20 protein-coding genes are annotated in these 25,665 nt (G+C 59.8%); 18 read left to right on the top strand and 2 right to left on the bottom strand.

The genetic code is table 11. From position 1 onward, the window contains the following. Nucleotides 1-3 precede the first annotated feature (3 nt). The 5 genes from pelG to DW913_RS07845 all read left to right on the top strand — a co-directional run bounded on the left by pelG (nucleotide 4) and on the right by DW913_RS07845 (nucleotide 5,871). On the top strand, nucleotides 4-1,548 hold the full coding sequence (gene pelG / locus DW913_RS07865; protein WP_117798150.1) for an exopolysaccharide Pel transporter PelG: 1,545 nt from the start codon (nucleotides 4-6) through the stop codon (nucleotides 1,546-1,548). Next, nucleotides 1,538-3,307 carry a CotH kinase family protein gene (locus DW913_RS07860; protein WP_117798149.1) on the top strand — a complete coding sequence of 590 codons (1,770 nt, stop codon included), beginning with the start codon at nucleotides 1,538-1,540 and terminating at the stop codon, nucleotides 3,305-3,307. The genes pelG and DW913_RS07860 overlap by 11 nt, the downstream gene beginning before the upstream one ends. Further along, entirely contained in the window at nucleotides 3,294-4,085 is a 792-nt protein-coding gene (locus tag DW913_RS07855) for a polyphosphate polymerase domain-containing protein (RefSeq protein ID WP_117798148.1), read from the top strand. The genes DW913_RS07860 and DW913_RS07855 overlap by 14 nt, the downstream gene beginning before the upstream one ends. Nucleotides 4,086-4,088: 3 nt before the next feature. After that, entirely contained in the window at nucleotides 4,089-4,754 is a 666-nt protein-coding gene (locus DW913_RS07850) for a DUF4956 domain-containing protein (RefSeq protein ID WP_117736271.1), read from the top strand. Between the two features lie 112 nt (nucleotides 4,755-4,866). Beyond that, entirely contained in the window at nucleotides 4,867-5,871 is a 1,005-nt protein-coding gene (locus tag DW913_RS07845) for a PLP-dependent transferase (protein WP_158566218.1), read from the top strand. Here DW913_RS07845 and DW913_RS07840 read toward each other — a convergent pair. Further along, nucleotides 5,861-6,205 carry a winged helix-turn-helix domain-containing protein gene (locus DW913_RS07840; RefSeq protein ID WP_117798146.1) on the bottom strand — a complete coding sequence of 115 codons (345 nt, stop codon included), beginning with the start codon at nucleotides 6,203-6,205 and terminating at the stop codon, nucleotides 5,861-5,863. The two genes, DW913_RS07845 and DW913_RS07840, sit on opposite strands and share 11 nt — an antisense overlap. A gap of 192 nt (nucleotides 6,206-6,397) precedes the next feature. Between DW913_RS07840 and DW913_RS07835 the strand changes: the two genes are divergently transcribed. From DW913_RS07835 to leuS, 5 genes are all read left to right on the top strand, one after another. Further along, a complete protein-coding gene (locus DW913_RS07835) occupies nucleotides 6,398-7,909 on the top strand; it encodes an IMP dehydrogenase (RefSeq protein WP_089571691.1) in 1,512 nt (503 codons plus the stop codon). A 139-nt stretch (nucleotides 7,910-8,048) separates the two neighbouring features. Further along, a complete protein-coding gene (locus tag DW913_RS07830; RefSeq protein WP_117798145.1) occupies nucleotides 8,049-8,810 on the top strand; it encodes a MurR/RpiR family transcriptional regulator in 762 nt (253 codons plus the stop codon). A gap of 178 nt (nucleotides 8,811-8,988) precedes the next feature. After that, nucleotides 8,989-10,194: an enolase C-terminal domain-like protein gene (locus DW913_RS07825; RefSeq protein ID WP_117798144.1), complete on the top strand. Its 1,206-nt coding sequence runs from the start codon at nucleotides 8,989-8,991 to the stop codon at nucleotides 10,192-10,194. A 48-nt stretch (nucleotides 10,195-10,242) separates the two neighbouring features. After that, complete coding sequence (locus tag DW913_RS07820; protein ID WP_117798143.1) at nucleotides 10,243-11,637, top strand: PTS transporter subunit EIIC; 1,395 nt, start codon at nucleotides 10,243-10,245, stop codon at nucleotides 11,635-11,637. A gap of 314 nt (nucleotides 11,638-11,951) precedes the next feature. After that, nucleotides 11,952-14,528, top strand: coding sequence for a leucine--tRNA ligase (leuS, locus tag DW913_RS07815; protein ID WP_117798142.1), 2,577 nt, complete (start codon nucleotides 11,952-11,954; stop codon nucleotides 14,526-14,528). 104 nt (nucleotides 14,529-14,632) lie between these two features. Here the strand turns inward: leuS and DW913_RS07810 are convergent, their stop codons facing one another. After that, nucleotides 14,633-15,205 carry a hypothetical protein gene (locus tag DW913_RS07810; RefSeq protein WP_117798141.1) on the bottom strand — a complete coding sequence of 191 codons (573 nt, stop codon included), beginning with the start codon at nucleotides 15,203-15,205 and terminating at the stop codon, nucleotides 14,633-14,635. Nucleotides 15,206-15,573: 368 nt separating this feature from the next. Here DW913_RS07810 and rimP point away from each other — a divergent pair, with 368 nt between their 5' ends. The 8 genes from rimP (at nucleotide 15,574) to dnaG (ending at nucleotide 25,634) form a co-directional block, all read left to right on the top strand. Continuing rightward, a complete protein-coding gene (rimP, locus tag DW913_RS07805; protein ID WP_117798140.1) occupies nucleotides 15,574-16,068 on the top strand; it encodes a ribosome maturation factor RimP in 495 nt (164 codons plus the stop codon). Nucleotide 16,069: 1 nt separating this feature from the next. Then, nucleotides 16,070-17,317 carry a transcription termination factor NusA gene (gene nusA, locus DW913_RS07800; protein WP_022094169.1) on the top strand — a complete coding sequence of 416 codons (1,248 nt, stop codon included), beginning with the start codon at nucleotides 16,070-16,072 and terminating at the stop codon, nucleotides 17,315-17,317. 91 nt (nucleotides 17,318-17,408) lie between these two features. Further along, a complete protein-coding gene (gene infB, locus DW913_RS07795) occupies nucleotides 17,409-20,123 on the top strand; it encodes a translation initiation factor IF-2 (protein ID WP_117798139.1) in 2,715 nt (904 codons plus the stop codon). A gap of 11 nt (nucleotides 20,124-20,134) precedes the next feature. Continuing rightward, on the top strand, nucleotides 20,135-20,545 hold the full coding sequence (rbfA, locus tag DW913_RS07790) for a 30S ribosome-binding factor RbfA (protein ID WP_006234038.1): 411 nt from the start codon (nucleotides 20,135-20,137) through the stop codon (nucleotides 20,543-20,545). Next, a complete protein-coding gene (locus DW913_RS07785; protein ID WP_099431635.1) occupies nucleotides 20,538-21,581 on the top strand; it encodes a bifunctional oligoribonuclease/PAP phosphatase NrnA in 1,044 nt (347 codons plus the stop codon). Before rbfA ends, DW913_RS07785 begins: the two co-directional genes overlap by 8 nt. Nucleotides 21,582-21,596: 15 nt before the next feature. Continuing rightward, nucleotides 21,597-22,529, top strand: coding sequence for a tRNA pseudouridine(55) synthase TruB (truB, locus tag DW913_RS07780; RefSeq protein WP_117798138.1), 933 nt, complete (start codon nucleotides 21,597-21,599; stop codon nucleotides 22,527-22,529). Beyond that, the gene (ribF, locus tag DW913_RS07775) at nucleotides 22,526-23,533 is read left to right on the top strand and encodes a riboflavin biosynthesis protein RibF (protein WP_233542033.1); all 1,008 of its coding nucleotides are present in this window, start codon (nucleotides 22,526-22,528) and stop codon (nucleotides 23,531-23,533) included. The genes truB and ribF overlap by 4 nt, the downstream gene beginning before the upstream one ends. Then, nucleotides 23,526-25,634, top strand: coding sequence for a DNA primase (dnaG, locus tag DW913_RS07770; protein ID WP_117798137.1), 2,109 nt, complete (start codon nucleotides 23,526-23,528; stop codon nucleotides 25,632-25,634). The genes ribF and dnaG overlap by 8 nt, the downstream gene beginning before the upstream one ends. The last annotated feature ends 31 nt before the right edge of the window (nucleotides 25,635-25,665 follow it).

The raw sequence follows: 25,665 nt of genomic DNA, 5'->3' as shown, positions 1-25,665 counted from the left end.
CCGGTGGCCGGAATCGGTTTTGAGCTCAAGCGCCTGTTTAGGCGCAAGGGTCTGTTTGCCACGATGCGCGCCTATGGCTACGCTGGCATTGTGTGCACGGGCCCCATGCTGCTGGGCGTGCTGCTCCAGGTGGGTATCTTGGTGCTGTGCGGTCTGTGGGGCGTGGGGCGCGCCAACCAGGATCTGCTGGTGTGCATGGTGACCTATACACTGCTGGCCTCGCTTACGCTCACAAGCTTTTTCTCCATGCCGGTCACGCGCTTTTTGGCCGACATGCTCTTTGCCGAGCGCGAGGATGAGATCCTGCCTTCGTTTTGGGGATCTAATGCCATCATGCTCGTTGCGGGCACGGTGCTCTACGGCGTCTTTTTGCTGTTCTCGGGGGCCACGCTGCTGCAGGGGCTGCTGTGCCTGTGGCTCTTCAACATCATGATCGTCAACTGGAACGGCATGAGCTATCTCACGGCCATCAAAGATTATCGTGGCATTCTGTGCAGCTTTGCGGCCGCCATTGGCGTGGCGTGCCTGTGCGCCCTGGCAGCGCTGACGTTGGGACTGCCGCCGGTCGAGGGCCTGTTGGCGTCAATCGCCCTAGGCTACGGCGTCATGCTTGCCTGGGATGTGGTACTGCTGTACCGGTATTTTCCACAGAGTGATCGGAGTCCCTGGCGTTTTTTGCGCTGGCTCGACCAATTTATGCCGCTTGCGCTTACGGGGCTGTTTACCAACTTGGGGCTTTTCGTACACCTGGTTATTATCTGGGCGGGCCCTATTGGCGTGCAGATCAAAGGCCTGTTTTACGGGGCTCCTTACCATGACGTTCCGGCACTCATTGCGTTTTTGACCACACTCGTCACGACCGTCAACTTTGTGGTGTCGGTCGAGGTCAATTTCTATCCGCGCTACCGTGACTACTACAGCCTGTTCAACGACGGCGGCGTGGTGGGCGATATTGTGGTGGCCGAGGAGGAGATGCTCTCCACGCTCAACAGCGAACTGCGCTTTTGCGCGCTCAAGCAGCTGTTTGTGACCGCGGCGGTCATCTCGCTCGAGACTACAGTGCTCTCGGCCCTGCCGCTGGGCTTTAACAATCTTATGCACGGGTATTTTCGCACGTTATGCGTAGGCTACGGCCTGTATGCCGTGGGCAACACGATCCTGCTTATCTTGCTGTACTTTACCGACTACAAGGGAGCCGTTCTGGCCTCGGGCCTGTTTGCCGGTGTGGCAGGGCTGGCGACCGCCGTGTCGTTGCTTTTGCCGCAGCAGTTTTACGGCTTTGGCTTTTTGTTGGGTGCGGTGGTGTTTTTTATCGTGGCGCTGCTGCGGCTCGATACCTATACCGCCAACTTACCGTATCGTATCCTGAGTCAGCAGCCCATTGTGGCGACCGACAAAACGGGTCGTTTTACACAGCTGGGCCGCTTGCTCGACCGTGCCGAGCAGCGCTATGAGGAGTGCCGCCGCAAGGGCGTGCCGCACGGCGCGTTTCAGCGCGCAGTAGTTCGCGTGTACCGTAACCATTGGGGAGGTTCTGATGACCGATAAGTTGATGTCTCGCCGCTGTCTGATCGAGGCGGCTGCCGGCGCGCTGCTGCTTTCGGGCTGCTCATCTCAGGACGAATCCTCGACAAATAAGGTAAAAAAGCAGGACAAGATTAAAAAGGCCGAGGCCTCCGACCAGTCCAAGCATCTGCGCGATAAGGACGAGCTGTACGAGGTCTATGATGACTCGGGCATTGTGACCATGTACCTGACGGTCTCGCGCGGCAACAGCTCCGAGAACACCGACCACAGCTGGGCCGAGATCAATACGTACTCGGTGTATGACTATGCCGACATGGGCGTGACGCGCTATCAGGTTATGGGCCTGCTGCAGGCGGGCGACGAAGACGGCCCGGTGGCCGGCGAGGTTGGCTATGGCGAGGAAGCGCCCAATGCTACCGTGCAGGTGCGCGGTCAGACATCAAGCATGAACTCGCAAAAGAATTACAAGGTGGAGCTCAAAAAGGGCAAGGGTACCTGGCGCCAACAGCGCGCGATTGCGCTCAACAAGCACATGGGCGAGGGTATGCGTTTTCGCAACAAGATGGCCTACGACCTTATCCGCGGAATCCCCCAGATGATGGGCCTGCGCACGCAGTTTGTGCATCTGTGGGTGTGCGACCAGACCGAAAAGTTCAACGACACCTTTGAGGACTACGGCCTGTTTACGCAGGTTGAACAGCTCAACAAGACGGCGCTTAAGGCGCATGGCCTGGATAAGAGCGGGCACCTGTACAAGGTGAACAGCTTTGATTTCCATCGCTACGAGGACACCATTAAGCTTGCCGATGATCCTGACTACAACCAGGCAAGCTTTGAGGGCATGCTCGAGATTAAGGGCGATTCGGACCACACCAAGCTCATCGAGATGCTCGATGCGCTCAACGACGAATCGCAAAAGATCGATGACGTACTCGACACCTACTTTGATACCGAGAACCTGGTCTATTGGCTGGCGTTTCAGATTCTGACGGGCAACTGCGATACGCAGAACCGTAACTGCTATCTGTATAGCCCGCTCAACTCCAATACGTGGTATATCCTCGATTGGGACAACGACGGTATGCTGCGCAAGCTGGAGCTTTCTCTTGCCGGGTTCTCGGACTATGCGAGCTGGGAGCGCGGCGTAAGCAACTACTGGGGTAACGTGCTATTCAATCGTGCGCTGCGCAGCAAATCGTTCCGCAGTGAGCTCGACCGCGCCGTAAAGGATCTACGCTCGTATATGACCGAGGCACGCCTGGCCAAGATGATTAAACATTATCGCGAGGTTACCGAATCGCTGGTCTTTGCCTTGCCCGATATCGACAACCTGCCTGTCACCAAGGACCAATACGAGCAGATCGCCGTGGCGATTCCCTCCGAGATCGAGGAGAACTACAAGAGCTTTCGCGAGAGCTATAAAAAGCCCATGCCGTTCTACATTGGCGTGCCGCAGATCGATAACGGTAAGCTGCGCATTAACTGGGATGCGTCCTACGACTTTAAGGCGCGTGACATTCGCTATACCGTGGAGCTGGCGCGCGACTATGCCATAAGCGACGTGCTTTTTAAGGCCGAGGACGTGCTGCTGCCCGAAGTGACCTGCGATGCGCCCGATGCCGGTCAGTATTTTGTGCACGTGCGCGCCACCAACTCAGACGGCTATACGCAAGATGCGTTTGACTACTATGTGACCGACGACGGCAAGCACTACGGCATGAAGTGTTTTTACGTGCAAGACGGCGGTAAGGTCGTGGAGGACACGTATGAGGAGGGCTAGCGCGCTGCTTGAGCGCCTGGTGGCACCTCCCGCACGCACCACGCAGGAGCGTTATCGCCACGAGCTCAAATATCTCATTAACGAGGGTGAGCACGCCGCGCTTGCCTGCCGCATGGCGCCGGTGTTTAAGCTGGACAAGCATGCGCGGGCGGGTGGCTACACCATTCGCAGCCTGTACTTTGACGACTACTGCAACTCGGCCTACGAGGAAAAAGACGCCGGTATTCTCATGCGCAAAAAGTATCGCTTGCGCATCTATAACGGCAGCGACAAGGTGATTAAGCTCGAGCGCAAAAAGAAGTACGGTAGCTGGATTTACAAGGAAGATGCTCCGCTCACGCGTGGCGAGTTTGAGCAGATTCTGGCCGGCGACTACGACTTTTTGCTGCGGAGCGCCCATCCGCTCTGCCGCGAGTTCTACATCGAGTGCATCTGCAACATGATGCGCCCGCGGACCATCGTGGACTACGAGCGCGAGCCGTGGGTGATGGACGAGGGCACCGTGCGCATTACGTTTGACATGAACGTGCGTGCCGCGGTGGGTAGCTTTGACATTTTTGACGCGACCTTGCCTGCATTGCCCGTGCTGGAGCCCGGCAAGCTGGTGATGGAGGTCAAGTTTACCGAGTTTTGCCCGCAGCTGGTGCGCGATATGGTGCCGCCAGGTGCGGTCGAACTCACGGCGGTCTCTAAGTACTGCCTGTGTTATGACAAGACCGCCTACCTGCGCGGTTTTAACTACTGGGAATCTGATTTTGGGAACCGAGGGGATATTTAGACCATGAGCACTAGGGACTTTTTTAAGAACTCCGTCTTGGAGGCGTTTGGTCAGGTCGACCCTGCCAAGATTGGCCTGTCGCTGCTCGTGGCGCTCGCCATGGGCATCCTGATCTACTACGTGTACAAGCGCTTTTTTACTGGCGTGGTCTATTCGCGCAGTTTTGCCGTGACGCTCGTGGGCATGTGCGTGCTCACCTGCATGGTCACGCTCGCGATCTCGACCAACGTGGTCATCTCGCTCGGTATGGTCGGTGCTCTGTCTATCGTCCGCTACCGCACGGCGGTCAAGGACCCGCTCGACCTGTTGTATCTGTTTTGGGCCATTACCACGGGCATTACGGCGGGCGCCGGCATGTATGCGCTCGTAGGACTCACGGCAGTGGTGATCGTGGTGATGATCGCCGGCTTTGCGAGCCACCAGGACAAGGCGCGCGTGTACATGATGGTCATCCACTACACGGGTCAGACCACCGGCGATGATATCGTGCGCGCGTTTGGCCGCACCAAGTTCTCCGTCAAGTCCAAGACCATGCGCGGCGACAAGGTCGAGATGGCCGTCGAGGTCTTCTCGGACGGTGTGGACATGCCCTACGCCGACGCCATCCGCGCGCTCGATGGCGTGGAAGATCTAACGTTGATCCAATACAACGGCGAATATCACGGCTAATTTTGTTCCGGCGTTCTAACGAACGCCGGACCGCTCGACGCTGCTTGCGCTGACGTTTTCTCGACCTGGGTGGGCTGGTCTTGGTTTGGTTTTATGTAAGGGATGGTGCCGTGTGGACGTGCAACAGCTAGAAGAGTCCTGGGCTGCAAGGGCCGGCGCGCGTGAGGCGCGTCTTGTTGCGGCCTCGCACGTGCCGGCGGCGCTGTCGCTGCTGGGGATTGTGCGTCCCAGCGATCACCTGGTCGTGTTTGCCGATGACTTTGCCGATGCGTTTGCGCGCGGCTTTGATGCCTGCGACGTTGTGCTCGTGGGGGAGCCGTCGGTTGCGGCGTTTGCCGCCGCGTCCGAGGGTTTTGCCACCGCGTTTGATGCCGAGGTGCCGCACCTGTGGTGGTTTGTGAATTCAATCGGCGGCTTTGGCCTGCGTGTTCCCGATTTGCGCGCGCTGGGTTGGGCGGCGCGTGAGGCTCATGCGCTGCTGGTTGTGGACAACACCGTGGCGTCGGCTTTTGGCTGCGATCCGCTGCGGCTGGGTGCTGTGCTGTCGCTCGAGGCGCTCGATCGCGTGTGTGCCGGCGAAGCTCCGCGCAAGCTCGTCGCCGTCTCGGTGGCGCGCTCGCAGCTCAAGCGCCATCGTGTGGATGCAGCTGCCGAGTGCACGCATGCCCTGCTTGAGGGCTGCGGCTTGGCCAAGCTTGATTTGACTGCTGACGAGGCCGACGTGCTGGAGCGCGGGCTGGACTCGCTCGATGCTCGCATGCAGGCTCACTTCGACCGCGCACGTGCACTGGCCGAGTATCTGGCTGCCAACGAGATAGTGCGCAACGTGCGCTATCCAGGGCTGGGTTCGCATCCCGATCATGCGGTTGCAACGGGAATCCTCGAGCACGGCTTTGGCCCGGCAGTTGAGTTTGACCTTATCGAGCGAAGTGCGGGTGAGCTGTTCGACACATTGCCGGGGGAGTTCCGCACGTCGCCCGCCGGCGGCGCAACGACACGCCTTTCGGCCCCACGCGGCAAGCAGGGGGGAACCATCCGCCTCTTCGCCGGTACCGACGATCCCCTGGTTGTAGCGTCCACCCTAGACAACGCCCTTCGCAAGTTAGCTACTCTTTGATGCTGACGATGAGGGCGTTGGCTTTGGTGGCGATGACGTTGTTGATGTCGGTCTGCAGCTCCTCGTAGACCGCTATGGCTCGCTCGCCGGCGGGGGTAAGCGTGGATCCGCGGGCGCCGTCGCGCTCGATGAGCTTGCAGCCCAGCTGGCCTTCGGCCTCGTTCACGATGCGCCAGGCCTTGGAATACGCCATGCCCATGCTTTTGGCAGCGCGGTTGAGTGAGTGCTCGCGGGCAATACCCTGCAGCAGCAAGACACAGCCATGACCGAACACGCCCGGCAGGTCTTTGTCGCACGCTTGAATGACCAACTTTGCCGTCGTCTTGTACTTCATACGCCCACGTCTCCCCGCTAAAGTGTTTGCTGGGCAAACGCAAAGCCTGCGTCAAACCCTCGTGTGCTCTTCTTAAATCATGCATTGTAGCAGTCAAAGTGCGTTAAGATACTTCCCCAGTATTGGGCGCCCAAGGTTGGGCTGGGTCCTACGAGGCCTGCAGCCGACCGGTCGCATGGAAAAAGGAGAAACATGGCTACGTTCTTTCCCGGTGAGTCCCACACGTTTTCGGAGTATCTGCTGGTTCCTGGTTACTCGTCCTCGCAGTGCATCCCCAACAACGTCTCTCTCAAGACGCCGCTAACCCGCTTTAAGCGCGGTGAGAAGCCGGCAATCACCCTGAACATCCCCATGGTTTCCGCCATCATGCAGTCCGTCTCGGGCGTCGACATGGGTGTCGCGCTCGCTACCGAGGGTGGCCTGTCCTTCATCTACGGTTCCCAGACCCCCGAGTCCGAGGCCGCTATGGTCAAGGCCGTCAAGGATCACAAGGCCGGCTTCGTTCAGTCTGATTCCACGCTGACCCCCGACATGACCATGGAGCAGGTCATCGAGCTCAAGGAGAAGACCGGCCACTCCACCATGCCGGTCACCGACGACGGCACCCCCAAGGGCAAGCTCCTGGGTATCGTTACCAGCCGTGACTATCGCCCCAGCCGCGATGACCACCAGAAGAAGGTCTCCGAGTTCATGACCCCGCGCGAGCAGCTCATCGTGGGCGACAAGAACATCAGCCTCAAGGTTGCCAACGACGTCATCTGGGATAACAAGCTCAACGCCCTGCCCATCGTTGACGACAACGATCACCTCATGGGCATCGTCTTCCGCAAGGACTACGACAGCCACAAGACCAACCCCAACGAGCTGCTCGATAACGACAAGCGCTACATGGTCGGCGCCGGTATCAATACCCGCGATTATGCCGAGCGCGTGCCGCTGCTCATCGAGGCTGGTGCCGATGTCCTGTGCATCGACTCTTCCGAGGGCTTCAGCGAATGGCAGAAGCGCACCATCGAGTGGATCCGCGCCAACTACGGCGAGGACGTCAAGGTCGGTGCCGGCAACGTCGTCGACGCTGAGGGCTTCCGCTTCCTGGCCGACTGCGGTGCCGACTTCATCAAGGTCGGTATCGGCGGCGGTTCCATCTGCATTACCCGCGAGACCAAGGGTATCGGTCGTGGCCAGGCCACCGCGCTGATCGACGTCTGCCGCGCTCGCGACGAGTACTACGAGGAGACTGGCGTCTACGTGCCCGTGTGCTCCGACGGCGGTATCGTCTACGACTACCACATGACGCTCGCCCTTGCCATGGGTGCCGACTTTATGATGCTGGGCCGTTACTTCGCCCGCTTTGACGAGAGCCCGACCGAGCGCGTCAACGTCAACGGTCAGTACATGAAGGAGTACTGGGGCGAGGGTTCTGCGCGTGCCCGCAACTGGCAGCGCTACGACCTGGGCGGCGCCGCGAAGCTCAGCTTCGTCGAGGGCGTTGACTCCTACGTTCCCTACGCCGGTTCCCTCAAGGACGGCGTGGGCGGCACGCTTTACAAGGTCAAGTCCACGATGTGCAATTGCGGTGCCCTCTCGATCCCCGAGCTCCAAGAAAAGGCACGCCTGACCCTGGTCAGCTCCACCTCCATCGTCGAAGGTGGCGCCCACGACGTTGTCGTAAAGGACTCCCAGCAGTCTGTGTCTTATCGATAAGCCTGCACTCATAATCGATCTTTCGCCGATTGGTGCCGCCCGCTTCATTTGCGGACGGCACTTTTTCTTTTCTAGTTCGAATAAATCGGCTATCGTTTTATTGTTTGCGTTGCAATGCCTTTTATAGGGGAGATAAGAGATGAAAATTGACGAGCTGGTTCGTGACCATTACGTCGATTTGGGCGACATGGATCGTGACATTTGGCGCTATATCTCAATGCATCGCTACGAGGCTGCTAATTCGACGCTTGTTGATCTAGCAGCCAAGTGCAACGCATCAAAATCTGCCGTTCTACGTTTTGCTCAGCGCCTAGGGTTTCGTGGATTCTCTGAGTTCAAATACGCCCTCAAGGCTGAAGTAGAAGCTGATGCTCGCGATATAGTCGACGCTGCGGTTCTCGATCGTTATACCGCCATTGTCTTAAAATCGCTCAAAGACTTTCTTTCGCGTGATTTCACGCCTGTATTCAGGCTTATCGAGCAGAGCTCAAAGGTGTTTCTTTACGGCACGGGAACACTCCAACGTGCGGTTGCTCAAGAGATGCGTCGCGTGTTTTTGGCTGGTGACGAATATTTCTACGTCGTGGAAGGCGTTGATGAGACCGCAGCTCTTACGGGCGCTTTGACTCAAGACGATCTTCTCTTCGTCTTTTCTCTAAAAGGACAATCCGATAATGCAACTACGCTTGCGCGAAATCTCAAAGCCAGAAACGTTCCTTTTATTGCGGTAACGAGTTATCTGGATAACGATATCGCTCATCTTGCTGATGAGAGCATCTTGGTTGGTACCGAGAGCCTACCGATTGGTGGCGGACATAGTTACGAAGTGCTCGACGCTTATTTTCTTCTCGTCAGCATCTTGTTCTTGAAGTATTCCGAATACAAACGAGCGCATCGATAGTTTTTCGCAGGTAAACGAGCTGTGGAAATTTCCCAGCTGGTGGGAATTCGTCCCAACCACGGGCGATGTACCTATATCGTCTTTCTCAGGTCTTTCTGGGATATTCGCCTCCTACACTTGGCCTCGTTAAACGAGACCGCGAACGAATGCGAGTCTCGGTGAATCGGGAAGGGACGAAATGGATTCCTTGAAGATCACGGACGTCCGTCCCATCTGCACTGCTCCCGAGGGTATTAACCTTGTTGTGGTGAAGGTGGAGACGAATGACCCGTCCATCTACGGTGTTGGCTGCGCTACGTTTACGCAGCGTTATGAGGCGGTTGCCCATGCGGTTGACCGCTATCTGAAGCCCTTTTTGCTAGGTAAAGATCCTGCGCGAATTCAGGATATCTGGCAGACTGCACATGTTTCTGGATATTGGCGAAACGGGCCGATCTGGAACAATGCACTTTCCGGCATTGACATGGCACTTTGGGACATTAAGGGCAAGATGGCCGGCATGCCGCTCTATGACCTTTTTGGTGGTAAATGCCGCGATGCTGTTCCGGCGTATATTCATGCCGATGCACAGACGATAGAGGGCGCAATCGCTTTGGTCCAGCAGCGCGTCGATGCGGGCTGGAATCGAATCCGCGTTCAAATCGGTGGCTATGGCGGAAACGTTCCTGTTGAGAATAAGCCTAAAGACGCGCTACCCGGTGCATACTATGATCCCAAAGTGTATATGCGCACGGCTATTGAGGGGTTTACTGCCTTACGTCGCGAGTTTGGTGACGACATTGAGCTGTGCCATGATGTCCATGAGCGTTTGACGCCTTCCGAGGCAATCCGCTTCGCGCAGCAAATGGACCAATTCGACCTGCTGTTCCTTGAAGACGTGCTCGCTCCCGAGCAAATTGCATGGTTCGATCAGGTGCGCGCTCATACGACTTGCCCGCTTGCCATGGGCGAGCTCATCAATAACCCGCATGAGTGGATGCAGCTTGTTCAGAATCGAAGCGTTGACTATCTTCGTCTCCACATCAGTCAGGCAGGTGGAATCACGCCCGTTCGTAAGATCATTGCTTTCGCTGACGTTAATGGTGTTCGCACCGCTTGGCATGGTCCTGGCGATATGTCCGGTATTGGGCATGCGGTCAACACGCACCTTTCCATTTCCTCACCGAACTTCGGTATCCAAGAGTGGAGCTGCAGCATTAAGGAGAACACGTATCGAGTGTTCCCGGGCATGCCAGTCGTTGAGAACGGCTATGTGTATCTGAACGATCAACCCGGTATCGGTGTGGATATCGATGAGGATCTCGCAGCAGAGTTCCCTCCCGTCGATAAGGATTTGAGTTGGCTTCTTTGCAGACTTCCGGATGGTTCCGCTGCTCGACCGTAATGCGACCCGGAGTTATTTGTTTTTGAGTTCCTTGAAAGGGGATAGACCATGAAAACTGATGATAAGGCCATTGCCGATGGCATTGTTGCTGCAGTTGGAGGCGTAGACAATATCAGGGCCGTGGGTCACTGTTCGACCAGGCTGCGTTTGACGCTTCATGATAAGACCAAGGTCGATGAGAAAACAATCGAAGATATTGAGGGCGTCAAGGGACAATTCTTCGCCGGCGAACAGTATCAGGTGATTTTGGGCACCGGTCTTGTTAACCGTGTTTACGATATTGTCGCGGGCGAGAATCAGGGCGGTGTTAACACCGATATTAAGGCCGACCTGTATGCCGGCATGTCGCTCTCCAAGAAGCTCTCTCGTATTTTGGGCGATATCTTTATTCCCGTTATTCCCGTCCTGGTGGCAACAGGCCTTTTTAGCGGCTTCATTAACTGCATCAACTCGTTTGGCGTTCAGATGGACCCCAACGTTTTGACGATCGCGACCATTCTGATGAAAACTGCTTTTACCTTTCTGCCCGTGCTTATTGCATGGTCGGGCATGAAACAGTTTGGTGGTAGCCCCGTCATCGGCATCGTCCTTGGTCTCATGCTGGTGAACCCGCTTCTTCCTAACCCGAATGATGTGGTTAAGGGCACGGTTGAGGCAATCACTTTCCATCCGTTTGGTCTTGAGTGGAATGTTGTAGGTTATCAGGGCTCTGTGCTTCCCGCTCTTGTTGTTGCGTATATCGCCGCAAAGACTGAGAAGACTCTTAAGAGCGTTGTTCCGGATGTTCTGGATCTTATCATCACTCCGTTTACTACGATCCTCATTGCTGGCTTGCTTGGCATGCTTGTTATTGGCCCCGTTTGCCAGACCGTGGAACACGCTGTTTTGGCTGCCGCGAAGTTCGTTATCGCGTTGCCGTTCGGTCTGGGCGGACTAATCCTTGGCGGAACGCAGCAGGCGATTGTGGTTACCGGTATGCACCACATCTTCCTTGCGCTCGAAACTGACTATCTTGCTACCACCGGTTTCAACCCCTTCAATGCCATGATTTCCGGTGGCATTATGGCGCAGGCTACCGCCGCCTTGGTTACCGGTCTTAAGGTAAAGAACCCTAAAAAGCGTGGCTTCTATATGGCTGCATCGCTGCCTGCATTCCTGGGCATTACCGAGCCGGCAATCTTTGGCGTGAACCTCAAGTTTGGCAAGCCGTTCCTGTTCGCTCTTTGCGGCGGTGCCTGCGCTGGTTGGTGTGGCGCAATGCTTCATGCTGCCAGCACCGGTATGGGCGTTGCTGCTATTCCGGGAATCGTTACCTACCTGTACAGCCAGCAGGCCATCATCAACTACTTTATCATCCATGGTGTTGGCATCGCGGTTTCCGGTCTGCTCACTTGGTTCTTCTTTGACCCTAACAAGGCCGAACAGCCTGAGCTTGAGAACTAGGTTTTGTTTGATCGAACTCAGATGGGTATATCGTTCATTTCATGAGGCTTTGATGGCTCATAACCAATGAAGCGTGCTTTCCCTATACATACTCTTTTTAGATAAAGCGAGATGCCTGCAAGTCGCAGACATCTCGCTTGTTGTATTTGCTATCATCATGCGAGTCAACCTTAGGGTCGGGCGGCTTAGCTTTGTTTGCTACAAGTTCCGCACGCAAAGAAGAGCACTTAATGTGCTCTTCGTCTTGCGCAGGACTGTCCGCAGTAGCGAATAAAGCTAAGCCGTCCGACCCCAGCAAGATTAAAGGAGCTGATATGTGCGATTGCACAGATCATAAGGATGAGATCCCTGCTTACGACGCACAGGCCATTGAGTCCAAGTGGATGAAGGCCTGGGAGGACTCCAACCTCTTTGCCGTCGACACCGACGCCAGCAAGCCCAAGAAGTACGTGCTCGAGATGTTCCCGTATCCGTCGGGCGACCTGCACATGGGCCACGCGCGCAACTATACCATCGGCGATGCCATGGCCCGTCAGGCCCGCATGCGCGGCTACGATGTGCTGCACCCCATCGGCTTTGACGCCTTTGGCCTGCCTGCCGAGAACGCCGCCATCAAGCACAACACGCAGGCTGCCGCCTGGACGTATAAGAACATGGACCAGGCTCTCGCCACGATGAAGCGTATGGGCTTCTCCTACGATCTGGATCGCATGGTCAAGACCTGCAGCCCCGATTATTACCGTTGGGGTCAGTGGATCTTTGAGAAGTTGTGGGAAAAGGGCCTGGTTTACCGCAAGAAGAACCCGGTCAACTGGTGCCCCACCTGCAAGACCGTTCTGGCCAACGAGCAGGTCACCGAGGGCAAGTGCTGGCGCTGCGGCACCGAGCCCGAGAAGCGCGACCTGGAGCAGTGGTACTTCAAGATTACCGAGTACTCTCAGGAGCTGCTCGATGACCTGGAGAAGCTCCCCGGCTGGCCCGAGCGCGTCAAGCAGATGCAGGCCAACTGGATCGGTCGTTCCGAGGGCGCCGAGGTCGACTTTACCCTGTGCGACCAGGATGGCGAGCCCATCGAGGACGACGAGGGTAAGATCACCGTCTTCACCACGCGAGCCGACACGCTCTTCGGTGTCTCCTTCTTTGTCCTGGCTCCCGAGTACGCGCGTCTGCACGAGCTCGTCGAGGGTACGGAGTACGAGGAGGCCGTGACCAAGATCGTCGAGGACTCCAAGCATATCTCCGCCGTCGAACGTGCCCAGGGCACCCTCGAGAAGCACGGTGCCTTTACCGGCCGCTACGTGGTGAACCCGGTCAACGGCGAGAAGGTCCCCGTGTGGGTTGCCGACTACGTTGTTGCCGACTACGGCACCGGCGCCGTCATGGCCGTTCCCTGCGGCGACCAGCGCGACTTTGAGTTCGCACGCAAGTATGATTTGCCGATCGTGCCGATCATCCTGGACGATGACGACCGCGCAGCCGTCGAGGCTAACGGTGAGACCATCGATACCTTCCATGCCGAGACCGTCGACTGGGATTGCGCCCATGCTGCCGAGGGCACGCTGGTCCAGTCCGGCAAGTACACCGGTATGCGCGGCGGCAAGCACTCCGAGGGCGAGGCTGCGATCGTGGCCGACCTCGAGGCCATGGGCTGCGGTCGTCGTAAGGTCGAGTTCCGTCTGCGCGACTGGCTCATTTCCCGCCAGCGCTATTGGGGCAACCCCATCCCGGCCATCCACTGCGAGCACTGCGGCATCGTGCCCGTGCCCGAGGACCAGCTGCCGGTGACGCTGCCCGAGAACCTTGACCTGGGCGCCGGCGAGACCCTCGCCGAGTGCAAGGAGTTCTACGAGACCACCTGCCCGGTCTGCGGCCGCCCGGCTAAGCGCGAGACCGATACCATGGACACCTTTACCTGCTCCAGCTGGTATTACCTGCGCTATACCGACCCGCACAACACCGAGCTGCCTTTCTCCCGCGAGGCCGCCGACCGTTGGATGCCCGTCGATAACTACATCGGCGGCATCGAGCACGCCATTCTGCACCTGCTCTACAGCCGCTTCTTTACCAAGGCACTGCGCGACCTGGGCCTGCTGAGTGTGGACGAGCCCTTCACCAACCTGCTGTGCCAGGGCATGGTCAAGGACGAGAACGGCGACACCATGTCCAAGTCCAAGGGCAATGTCGTGCCCCCGAGCTCGGTCATCGAGCCCTACGGCGCCGACACCATGCGTCTGGCGATCCTGTTTATCGCCCCGCCCGAGAAGGACTTCGACTGGGATCCCAAGGCCGTCGAGGGCGCCAACCGCTTCATCAAGCGCGCCTGGCGTATCGTTTGGCAGCTTGTCCAGTCCGGCGACGCCAACGTGGCCTTCGACAAGTCCGCGCTCGACGAGGTCGCGATGAAGCTCTATCGCGAGCGTCACCGCACCATCGCCAAGTGCACCGAGGACTTCGATCGTGGCCAGTTCAACACCGCCATCTCGGCCGTCATGGAGCTCGTCAACGCGGCGAGCGCCTACCTCAACGCCACCGAGGGTGCCGCCCGCGACAAGGCGCTGTGCTACGGCGTGGCTAAGGATATCGTGAGCGTCCTTGCCCCCATCTGCCCGTTCTGGGCCGACGAACTGTGGCACGAGGCCCTCGGCTGCGAGGGCAACGCCTACACCGCCGCCTGGCCCGAGTTCGACCTGGCCGAGTCCATCGAGGATACGGTGCAGATCGTCGTCCAGGTGCTTGGTAAGGTCCGCGGCCGCGTCGAGGTGGCCCGCAATGCCTCCAATGAGGATATGCAAGCTGCCGCTGAGGCCGCCGTCGCCAAGTGGCTCGAGGGCAAGACGGTCGTCAAGGCCATCTGCGTGCCCGGCAAGCTGGTTAACTTGGTGGTCAAGTAAGCGCTGCGCGCTTAGCTGACACATAAAAGACGAGGGGCGATCCGGTTGGGTCGTCCCTCGTTTTGTGTTGTATGCCCTGCTTAGTCAGTGCGTCGCACCGTCTTCTACGGGATGTGTACCAGGTCCCTAAAGTAAACGTTGCCCGTTGCCTCTTCGAACATCCAAATGTTGAGGTATATGTCGTTGAGGTCGTTATTCACATCAAAGTCCGGGTCGTCGAAGGTGCCTACAAAGGTGAGCATGGCGCGCGTTTCCTCGCCCGCTGCGACCTGCTGGCGCATGCGCACATCGCGGACCACGCCGTTGACGTAGGCATAGGAGTCCACATCGCCAAACATCATGTCGACACCGGTGTTGTTGGTCACCGCAAAGACCAACACGGCGTCGCCGTAGCCATCCGTGTCCTTGCCCACGCAGGTAACATGGACGTTCTCGTCTGCCTCAAGGTCGATGGGGAACTGTTCTTGGGGGTCGGGACCCAGGCCGTGGGGATCGATGATGTCTTCGTTAATTTTGTCGAAGCTTTCCGATGGCGTCGTTTTCTCGATGGCTTTGGTGCTGCCAGGGTTCGGTTCGCATGTTCCGGTTTTGCCATTCGTGTTGCCGCAGCCTAAGAGGGCCAACGAGCACGTTGCGATGGCGAGCGCAGTTATGCAAGGGGTGCCTAGACGTTTCATGTGTGCCTCCTTGGCGTAGAGGATTTGGAAAGGTTCGTCGTTGTGCGACTTGCTGGCCGGCTTGTTGCGGAATGTCCCTTAGCGTAAGTCTGATTGATAAGGGCTCGTGGAGGAATGCCCTTGGGGTCCGAACAGACCTGTGGATTGGGACGCATGGCCCGTTTTGGGACTGTTGAGGGCGCGCCACATGGGGTTCCTCGGTCAATTGTCCTATTCTTGTGGAGAAGCTGTGCGCACGCTGACCTGCAGATTCGTACTGTGCTTGCACGTTTCCGCAGCTATTGGTATAGTTTGCTTGCAAATGAAGTTGTATTGAAAGAAGTGGGGTTTCGGCCCCGCTTCTTTTTTGTATGGATGGAGGTGCCGCAATGGTCAAGACCAAGACCGAGCAGGCGATCATCGACGCGCTCGAGGCCGTCGCTCCCCAGCACGATATCGACATCGTCGACGTCGAGCTCGTGGGTGCCACCAAGGCCCCCTGCGTGCGCGTGCGTATCGAGGGTGCCGAGGGTCAGAGCCTGTCGCTCAACGACGTCACGGCCAACACCAAGTGGGTCGGCGATGTGATTGAGGAGCTCGACCCCATCTCTTCGAGCTATACGCTCGAGGTGTCGAGCCCGGGTATGGCGCGCCCGCTGCGCCGCCCGAGTGATTTTGCCCGCTTTGTGGGCGAAAACTGCGAGCTCACCTCCACCGCCACCGAGGGCCGTCGCAAGTACGCCGGCAAGATTGCCGCCGCCACCGAGTCGAACGTGACCCTCGAGCTCGAGGACGGCGAGTCCGTTACCCTCGATTTCTCTGATGTTAAAAAGTGCAAGTTGAAGCCCACCTACGACTTCAAGCCCGCGAAGGAAGGAAAGTAAGATGGCAGCATCCGACATGATGTCCGCCCTGATGGAGCTTTGCCAGGAGAAGCACATCGACCAGCTCTACCTGATCGACCGCCTGGAGCAGTCGCTCGCCAAGAGCTATGCCGAGATCTTGCATCTTGAGTGGGGCGCCAAGGTGACCATCGACCGCACCACCGGCAAGATCTACGTCTACCGCCTGGAGCCGATCGACGATTCCATGGACGAGGAGGGCAACTTCACCGAGTTCGAGGAGATCGACGTCACCCCCAAGAACACGAGCCGCATCGCCGCCCAGCACGCTAAGGCCGAGATCAACGCCATCGTGCGCAACTCCGCCCGCGAGCAGATCTACGAGGAGTTTTCCGGCCGCATCGGTGACCTCATCAGCGGTACCGTGCTGCAGTCCACGCCCGACTTCACGATCGTCAAGATTCGCGAAGGCGTCGAGGCCGAGCTTCCGCACTTTGATCAGCGCCGTTACGAGAACGAGCGCAACGAGCGTCCGATGGGCGAGCGCTACCTGCACAACCAGCATATCAAGGCCGTGATCATCGACGTTCGCGACCCCAACTCCAACCTGCAGCCGGTTCGTGGCGAGCACAGCCGTCCGCCGATTGTCATCTCCCGTACCCACCCCGAGCTCATGCGTCGTCTGTTTGAGCAGGAGGTGCCCGAGATCTATGAGGGCACCGTCCAGATCAAGTCGATCGCCCGCGAGCCCGGCCAGCGTTCCAAGGTTGCCGTCCACTCGCTCGACGACCGCCTGGATCCCGTGGGCGCCTGCGTCGGCCCCAAGGGCAGCCGTGTTCGCGCTGTCGTGGGCGAGCTCCGTGGCGAGCGCGTCGACGTCATCCTGTGGGATGCCGATCCTGCCGTCTACGTCGCCAACGCCCTGTCGCCCGCTAAGGTCACCCGCGTCCTCATTGACGAGGAGAAGGCCTACGCCGGCGTCATCGTCCCCGACGACCAGCTGTCCCTCGCCATCGGCAAGGAGGGCCAGAACGCCCGCCTCGCCGCGCGCCTGACCGGCTGGCACATCGACATCAAGTCCGAGACGCTTGCCGCCGACATCCTCAAGAACGTTCCCGTTCACGAGGAGCCCGCCGCCGACCTGATCGGTGACGAGGAGGACGAGGACGTCCGTCGCTGCGAGTTCGTGTCCGAGGACGGCATCCAGTGCCGCAACCAGGCCCGTCCCGGCTCCCGTTTCTGCGGTGTCCACGACACCGACGCCTTCGATGATGCGGAGGACCTGATCTAGCGCGCGGTCGCGCCGGGCAGGTCCCAGCGCATACCCCACGCTCGTTCAGTCTCTAGGCACCCAAGGTGCCAGAAAGGGTAGGTGAAGTCATATGGCAAAAGTCCGTGTGTCCACCCTGGCCAAAGAGTTCGGCATGACCTCTAAGGAACTGATGGGTCATCTCGCCGAAATGAAGATTCCCGCTAAGTCCGCTTCCTCCGCCCTGGAGGACGCTTACGTCGCCATGGTCCGCAAGCAGCTCGCCTCGGTGATCGAGGCCCGCGCCCAGGAAGTCGAGGCCGCCAAGCAGGCCGAGGAGCAGGCCGCTGCCGCCGAGGAGGCAGCACGCGCTGCCGAGGCCGAGCGCGAGCGCATCGCCGCCGAGAAGGCACGCGAGGAGGAGCGCCGTCAGTTCGCCGCCGCCCAGGCTGCCGAGGAGGCCGCCCGTGCCGAGGCCGAGGCCAAGAAGAAGGCCGAGCAGGAGCGTCTTGCTCGCGAGAAGGAGGAGGCTGCCCGCGAGGCCCAGCGCCGCGCCGTTCCCGCTTCCGACTCCGGTTCGCGTTTCCGCTCTCTGCTTGACCAGATCGCCGCACAGGAGACCGTGCTCAAGGAGAAGAAGGACGCCGAGCAGAAGGCCAAGGCCGAGCGCGCTGCCGAGCGCGGCAACCGTCGTGGCGGCAACAACGACCGTCGCGGTGGCCGTCGTAACGATCGCAACGCCTCCGATAACAACTCCGAGCGCAATGCCTCCGAGAACCGCCCGCACAGCCATCGCACCAATGCCAGCAACAACGTCGCTGCCGGTATGGACTTCCCCAACCCCGACAAGCAGGGCAAGGGCAAGAAGCGCAAGGGCGGTCACAACAACGAAGAGGACCACTACAGCCGCATGGCTCGCGAGGCCGAGGAGTACAGCCGCGAGAAGGTGCTCGAGGAGGCTCGAGCTGCCGTCGAGGAGGCCTCTCGCGAGTCCACCGGTCGCCGCAAGAAGCGCAAGGAGAAGCGCGAGCGCGAGGCTGCCAAGGCTCAGGAGGAGCGCAAGATAGAGGAGGCGCTGGCCCAGGGCGTGAACCCCGAGGAGCTCGACGCCATCAAGGTCTCCCAAGGCGTTACCGTCCAGGAGCTCGCCGAGGCGCTTGACGTTCCGGCCAACGACATCATCAAGCGCCTGTTCCTGCTGGGCACGCCGCTCACCATGACGCAGTCCATGTCCGACGACCTCGTCGAGCTCGTTGCCGACGACCTGGGCCGTCAGATCAAGATCATCACCCCCGAGGAGGAGAACACCTTCTCGTTCTACGACGATCCCGCCGACCTTAAGCCGCGCGCCCCGGTCGTCACCGTCATGGGCCATGTCGACCACGGCAAGACGAGCCTCCTCGACGCCATCCGTCACACCGGTGTCGCTGCCGGCGAGGCGGGCGGCATTACCCAGGCAATCGGCGCTTCGCAGGTTATGATCAACGACCGCAAGATCACCTTCATCGATACCCCGGGTCACGCCACCTTTACGGCCATGCGTGCCCGTGGTGCCAAGGTGACCGATATCGTCATTCTGATCGTGGCTGCCGACGACGGCGTCATGCCCCAGACCGTCGAGTCGATCAACCACGCCAAGGCCGCCGGCGTACCCATCGTCGTCGCCGTCAACAAGATCGATAAGCCGGGTGCCAACCCTGACCGCGTGCGCCAGGAGCTCACCGAGTACGGTGTCATCCCCGAGGAGTGGGGCGGACAGAACATGTTCGTCAACATCTCGGCCAAGCAGAAGATCGGTATCGACGACCTTCTGGAGACCGTGCTGCTCCAGGCCGACGTGCTCGAGCTCAAGGCCAACCCGGACACCTTTGCCTCCGGCAACGTCCTCGAGGCCAAGCTCGACAAGGGCCGCGGCTCGGTCGCTACCGTGCTCGTGACCCGCGGTACCCTGCACGTGGGCGATACGCTTGTCGCCGGCCTCACCTACGGCCGCGTCCGCGCCATGCTCGACCCCAAGGGCCGCGCCGTCACCGAGGCCGGTCCCTCCGACGCCGTCGAGATCCTGGGCCTGCAGTCCGTGCCCAACGCCGGTGACGAGTTCCGCGTGTTCGAGGACGAGCGCGAGGCTCGTGCCCTTGCCGACGAGCGTTCGCTCAAGGCCCGTATCGAGGAGCAGAGCCGCGTCAAGCACGTCACGCTCGAGAACCTCTTCGAGACCATTGCCGACGCCGAGGTCAAGGAGCTCAACCTGATCATCAAGGCCGACGTCCAGGGTTCCATCGAGGCCCTTCAGGATTCGCTCGACAAGATGGATCAGTCCGAGGTTCGCATCAACACGATCCACTCCGCCGTTGGTGCCATCAACGAGACCGACGTCGTCCTGGCCGACGCCTCCAACGCCATCATCATCGGCTTTGGCGTCCGTCCCGACGGTAAGGCCCGCTCCGCCGCCGAGCGTGAGGGCGTCGAGATCCGTTGCTACGACGTCATCTACAAGTGCCTCGAGGAACTCGACGCTGCCCGTATCGGCATGCTTAAGCCCACCGAGGTCGAGGTCTCCACGGGTACCGCGACCGTCCTGGACACCTTCAAGGTGCCCAAAGTCGGTATCGCCGCCGGTGTCCGTGTCGAAGAGGGCGAGATCGCCGCGACCGATTCCGTGCGTCTGGTGCGCGACGGCATCGTGGTCTTCAACGGCAAGATCGCCTCGATGCGCCACTACAAGGACGAGGCCAAGAGCCTCAAGAGCGGTTCCGAGGGCGGCATTGGCCTGGAGAACTTCCAGGACATCAAGCCCGGCGACCAGATCGAGGGTTACCGCATCGACCAGGTTGCCCGTACCGAGTAGGGGGTAGCGCTATGAAGCAAACGCAGGCAACCCGCCGTCTGGGCGAGCAGCTTCGCGAGAAGCTTGGTTATATCCTGCTCTTTGAGGTTTCCGATCCGCGTCTCGACCTGGTTACTTTGACCGCGGTTGAGGTCGCGGTGGACCGTTCGTTCGCGCGTGTGTACGTGTCGTGCGATGCGAGCCGCTACGACGAGGTCATGGAGGCGCTCGCTAGCGCCAAGGGCCGTATTCGCAGCCTGTTGGCTCGCTCGCTCGATTGGCGTGTTACGCCCGAGCTCGATTTTCGCATCGATCGCTCGACCGATGAGGCCGAGCGCATCACGCGTGCGCTGGAAAACGTTCCCGCCACGCTTGCGATCGAAAAGGACGAGGACGGCTATCCGATAGCGGATGCCGCCCAGGAGGCAGCTTTAGATGACTAATTCCGCCGACCTCGCCTCGTGCGAGTCTGCAGATATTCAGCGGCGCATCCTCGAGCTCATCGAGGGTGCGTCCTCCATTGCGATTTCGGGACATACTTCTCCCGATGGCGATGCCTTGGGCTCCGTGTTGGGTCTGGGCCTTTCGCTCATGAAGTTTTTTCCCAACAAGGACATTGCGCTGCTGTTGGCAGACGATGACCCGGTTCCGCGTATCTACCGCTTTATGGAAGGCTCCGATCGCCTGGTGCCGGCATCTGCGTACACCGGCAATCCTGACCTGTTCATCTCGGTGGACGTACCGGTCGTAGAGCGCCTGAACAACTCCGCCGAGGTGCTTCGTCGCTCCAAGCATGTGGTGTGCTTCGATCACCATCCGGCGCGCGAGGAGTTTGCCGAGCTCAGCCTGAGGCGCGTCGAAGCTGCAGCCTGCGCCATGATCATCGACCGCTTCTTGGACAATTGTGGCATTGTCGCACGTGATGGCGTTGCGACCTGCCTGCTGTGTGGCTTGGTTACCGATACCGGCCGTTTTCAGTATCAAAATGCCGATGCAGCCGCGTTCCATGCAGCCTCGCGTCTGGTTGCCCACGGTGCCGATCCGGCGCGTGTGGCACTCGAGGTTTACCAGAGCATGCGCGTTGAGTTTTTGCACCTCAAGTCCATCGTTATGGGCCGCATCAAGACGGTGGCCCACGGGCGCGTCGCATATAGCTACGCGTACCAGAGTGACCTTGAGGCCTGCGGTGTCACCTCGGATGAGTGCGACGGTCTGGTTGACGTGGTGCGCTCGGTGATGGGCGTCGAGGTCTGCCTGTTCCTGAAGGGCATTGAGGGCGATACCAAGGTGCGCGGCAACCTGCGCTCCAAGGGTGACCTCAACGTGTCCGAGATCGCTGCTGCCTTTGGCGGAGGCGGACATCCCGCTGCCGCCGGTTTCTCCAACAACGGAACGATTCTCGAGACGCTCACCGTGGCACTTCCCATGCTGGCCGAACTGGTAGGGGAGGATCCCGCTTCGGTGACCGTCGAGCTTTAACTTTTTGGATGGTACATGGCTCGTCGTACGCCTTCTCAACTGAATATGCTGCTCGCCGTCGATAAGCCGATGGGCTGCACGTCCCACGATGTGGTTTCGCAATGCCGGCACGCCCTCCATGAGCGGCGCGTCGGCCATGCCGGCACGCTCGACCCCATGGCATCGGGTGTCATGGTGGTTGGTGTGGGCCAGGCCACCCGTCTGCTGGGCATGCTCACGCTCGATACCAAAAGCTACGTCGCCGACATCTCGTTTGGCGCCGAGACCAATACCGATGATGCGGAGGGCGAGGCGGTCCGCACGGTGGCTGTTGCCAACGAGCTCCGCGATCCTGCCTATGCCCGTGAGCGCTTGGCCGCTATGCTGGGTCCGCAGACGCAGGTGCCGCCGGCGTTTTCGGCTATCTCGGTCAATGGCGTTCGCGCCTACAAGTCTGCTCGCGAGGGCAATGCGGTGGACCTACCTCCGCGCCCCGTCGAGGTCTATGCCGCCGACCTGATCGCCGTGGGAGGCGAAGGTGATACGTGTGTGTGGACCGTGGCGTTCTCAGTGAGCAAGGGTACCTATATCCGTGCGCTCGCTCGCGATTTGGGCCGCGCCTGCGAGAGCGCCGCGCACATTTCCGCGCTGCGCCGCACGGCCTCCGGTGTTGTTTCCATTGGCGCTTGTCATGCGGTCGAGGAGCTTTCTCCCGAGTCCGCGGCTGGCTTTGCCCTGGATCCCATTGCGGCCCTGGGCGCCACGCGTGTTGACTTGCCGGGCAATCTTGCCGACGATCTGCTCTGCGGCCGACGCATTCCCGTTGAGCGTGCGCTTGCCGATTTCGATACCTCGAAGTCGCCTTTTGCGTTGGTGCTCGATGGGGGACTCAAGGCGCTCGCCCGCATTGAGAGTGGCCGCTTTGTCATGGAGCATGTCTTTCCGCAGGCCATCGGCGGTGTTCGATGATGTTGTCCGCTCACGAGCTCGCGCGTATTTTTTTCGCGGGCGAGTCGGACGAGGCTCACATCGTTACTGCCGATGCGTTTGATAAGTGTGAGCACCTGGGTGCTGCCTCGATCGCCATTGGCGTGTTCGATGGCGTGCACCGTGGACACCAGGAGCTCATTGCGGCGCTTGTCCGTGACGCCCGTGCCCATGGCTGTAAGGCGGTCGTGGTCACTTTCGATCCCGATCCGGACGTTGTGGTGAGTCCTTCGCCCGCTCAAAAATTGATGACGACGGCCGACCGTCTACATGCCTTGGCTCAGACCGGGGTCGATGCGGTGGTGGCCGTTCCCTTTACGCCTGAGGTTGCGGCACTCGACCATGTCGGTTTTCTCGCACTGCTGTCACGCGTGGTCGACATTCGTTCGATTCGCGTTGGCAGCGACTTTAGGCTGGGTCGTGGCGGTGCTTCTGGTGTTGCCGAGATGCGCTCTTGGGGTTCCGAGCGCGGCGTTGACGTGTATGGTCACGACCTGCTTTGCGAGGGCGGTGAGGCCATTTGCGCCACCCGCATTCGTCATGAGCTGGGACAGGGCCATGTGGAGCTTGCTGCTGAGTTGCTCGGCCGCCCGTATATGCTGCGTGGCGGTGTTATTCGTGGCCGTCACGAGGGTTCTGACATGGGCTTTCCCACGGCAAACCTGCAGGTTCCCGACGGCATTCAGGTGCCTGCCGATGGTGTGTATGAGGGTCTGGTGCTCGTCGATGACATCGCGTGGCCCGCTGCCGTTAATGTCGGCCTGCCGCCGACGTATGCCGACGATGCCGCTTCATCGCATCTCGAGGCTAACTTAATTGGTTATACGGGCGACCTGTACGGCGCTTCCGTTTCGCTGGCGTTTACGCGCTGGCTGCGTCCCTCGCGTGTGTTCGATTCGCTGGATGAGCTGATTGCGACCGTCGAGGGTAATATCGAGGACATTCGTCACAACTTGGGTGAGCAGGGGGTGGGCATCCGTGATTAGCGATGAGGAAAAAGACCAGGTACGCGCTGCGTCCGACCTAGTTGCTATCGTGCAGGAAACGGTTGAGCTCAAGCCCCGCGGCCATGAGTTTTGGGGTTGCTGCCCCTTTCATGGCGAAAAGACGCCGTCCTTCCACATTATCCCTGCCACACAGGTGTGGCATTGCTTTGGCTGCGGCGAGGGTGGCGACGTCTTCACCTATATCATGAAGCGCGAGAACCTGAACTTTCCCGAGTCAATCCGCTATTTGGCCGATCGTGCGGGTATTGAGCTGCATGACACCGAAGATCGTCGCGAGCGCGGTACCAAGCGTGCCCGCATCTACGATCTGTGTGCCGAGACCGCCCAGTTCTACCACACCATGCTTATGCGCGGTAAGGACGGCCGTCCACGCGAGTACTTTGCCAGCCGTGGTATGGGTGGCGACGTCTGCCGCCGCTACTGCCTGGGCTTTGCACCGGGCCGCAACGCGCTGGTGTCGCACCTGTCCCAGGCGGGTTTTACCCCGCAGGAGATGATCGACGCCAACGTTGCCGTGAGCCGCGGGCGCGGGCAGCTTGCCGACCGCTTCTACGACCGCGTGATGTTTCCCATCTTTGACGAGCAGGGTCACAACATTGCCTTTGGCGGGCGCATCATGGGTGACGGCCAACCCAAGTACCTCAACACCGCCGAGACGAGCGTGTTCCATAAAAAGCGAAACCTCTATGGCTTTAACTGGGCCAAGGAGTTTATCGTCGCGCAGGATACGGCCATCGTGGTGGAGGGCTATACCGATTGCATCGCCTGTTGGGAGGCGGGGATCAAAAACGTTGTCGCCACGCTGGGCACCGCGCTCACGGAGCATCACGTCAAGACGCTCACCCGCTTTGCCAAGCGTATCGTGTATATGTTCGATGGCGATGCCGCGGGCCAGAAGGCCGCCCGTCGCGCGATTCAATTTATCGAGCAGGATTCGATGGACCTGCGCTGCGTGGTGCTGCCCGACGGCAACGATCCCATGGAGTTTATTACGGCGCACGGTGGCCAGGAGCTGCAGGCGCGCATCGACGCGGCCGAGCCGCTCATGGACTTTGTCTACCGTTCGCTGCAGGAGTCGAGCGACATCTCCACGCCGGGCGGTCGTGCCAAGGCGCTGGAGGATGCTCTCACGCTCATCTATCCGCTTCGTGACAGCTATATGATCGATACGTACTTTATCCAGATTGCCGATCTGCTGGGTTTGGATCTGGAGACGGTTCGCGCGAGTTCGGGTCGCGTGTTTCGCGATGTCGCCAAGCGTGAGGATGCCGAGCGACGTCGTGAGCAGAACTATGAGCGCCAGCGGGCACAGGCTGAGCGGTCCGGCGGGACGGGCAGTCGGGCGTCGAGTTCTCGCGATGCCGGTCGTGACGCTTGGGCATCGGGCGCGACGCCGCCGGTGTCCGCGCCGGTCGAAGAAGAGCCGTATGACTACGTCCCGCTCGATGCCTACGGTGCCGCGCCCGTGGAGGTCGTCGACGACCTGCCGCCGATCGATGTGCCTGATGGTATGGGTGCTGTGCCTGTGACTGATGGTTCGGGCGCTCCGGCTGCGGCGGCGCCGATGGTTCTTACTGATCTAGAGCGCAAGTCCTTGGCGGGGGAGCGTGAGCTGCTGACCATGCTCACGAGCTACCCCGACCTGTTCCGCACGTATGCCGACCGCATCTGCTCCATCGAGTGGGTTGACCCACGTCACGAGTCCATCGCATGGGCTGTTCTGGCAACGCCGCCGGGAACCGATCCTGCAGCTTGCATGGATGCGGCACGCTCGGTGTGTCCCGATGCGGCAACGCTTGTGAGTGCCGGGCGCATCTCGGCGACGAGCAAGCACCCCACCGAGACGAACATCGTGTTTATGCTCGATACGCTCGAGCTCTACACCATCAAGCGCCGCATGCGTGCCGCACAGGCCAAGCTGCGCCAGGACCGTTCGCTCGATGATGAGGCCCGTCGCGCGCTGACCGTGCAGGCCGCGCAGGATTCGCAGCGTCAACGCGAACTGCAAAAGTCGATCGGCGGCGTAGCGGACCCGTTCCGTTTGATCGGTCTGGAGGCCGCAGGCACCGAACAGGCCTAGATGTTGTGGTCAACCAGCGTATTCTCGCCTA

The sequence above is a fragment of the Collinsella sp. AM42-18AC genome, assembly GCF_003467965.1.
Taxonomy (GTDB): Bacteria; Actinomycetota; Coriobacteriia; order Coriobacteriales; family Coriobacteriaceae; genus Collinsella.
Note: the sequence above shows the minus strand (reverse complement) of the source record. Positions and strands in the feature narration are given on the sequence as shown.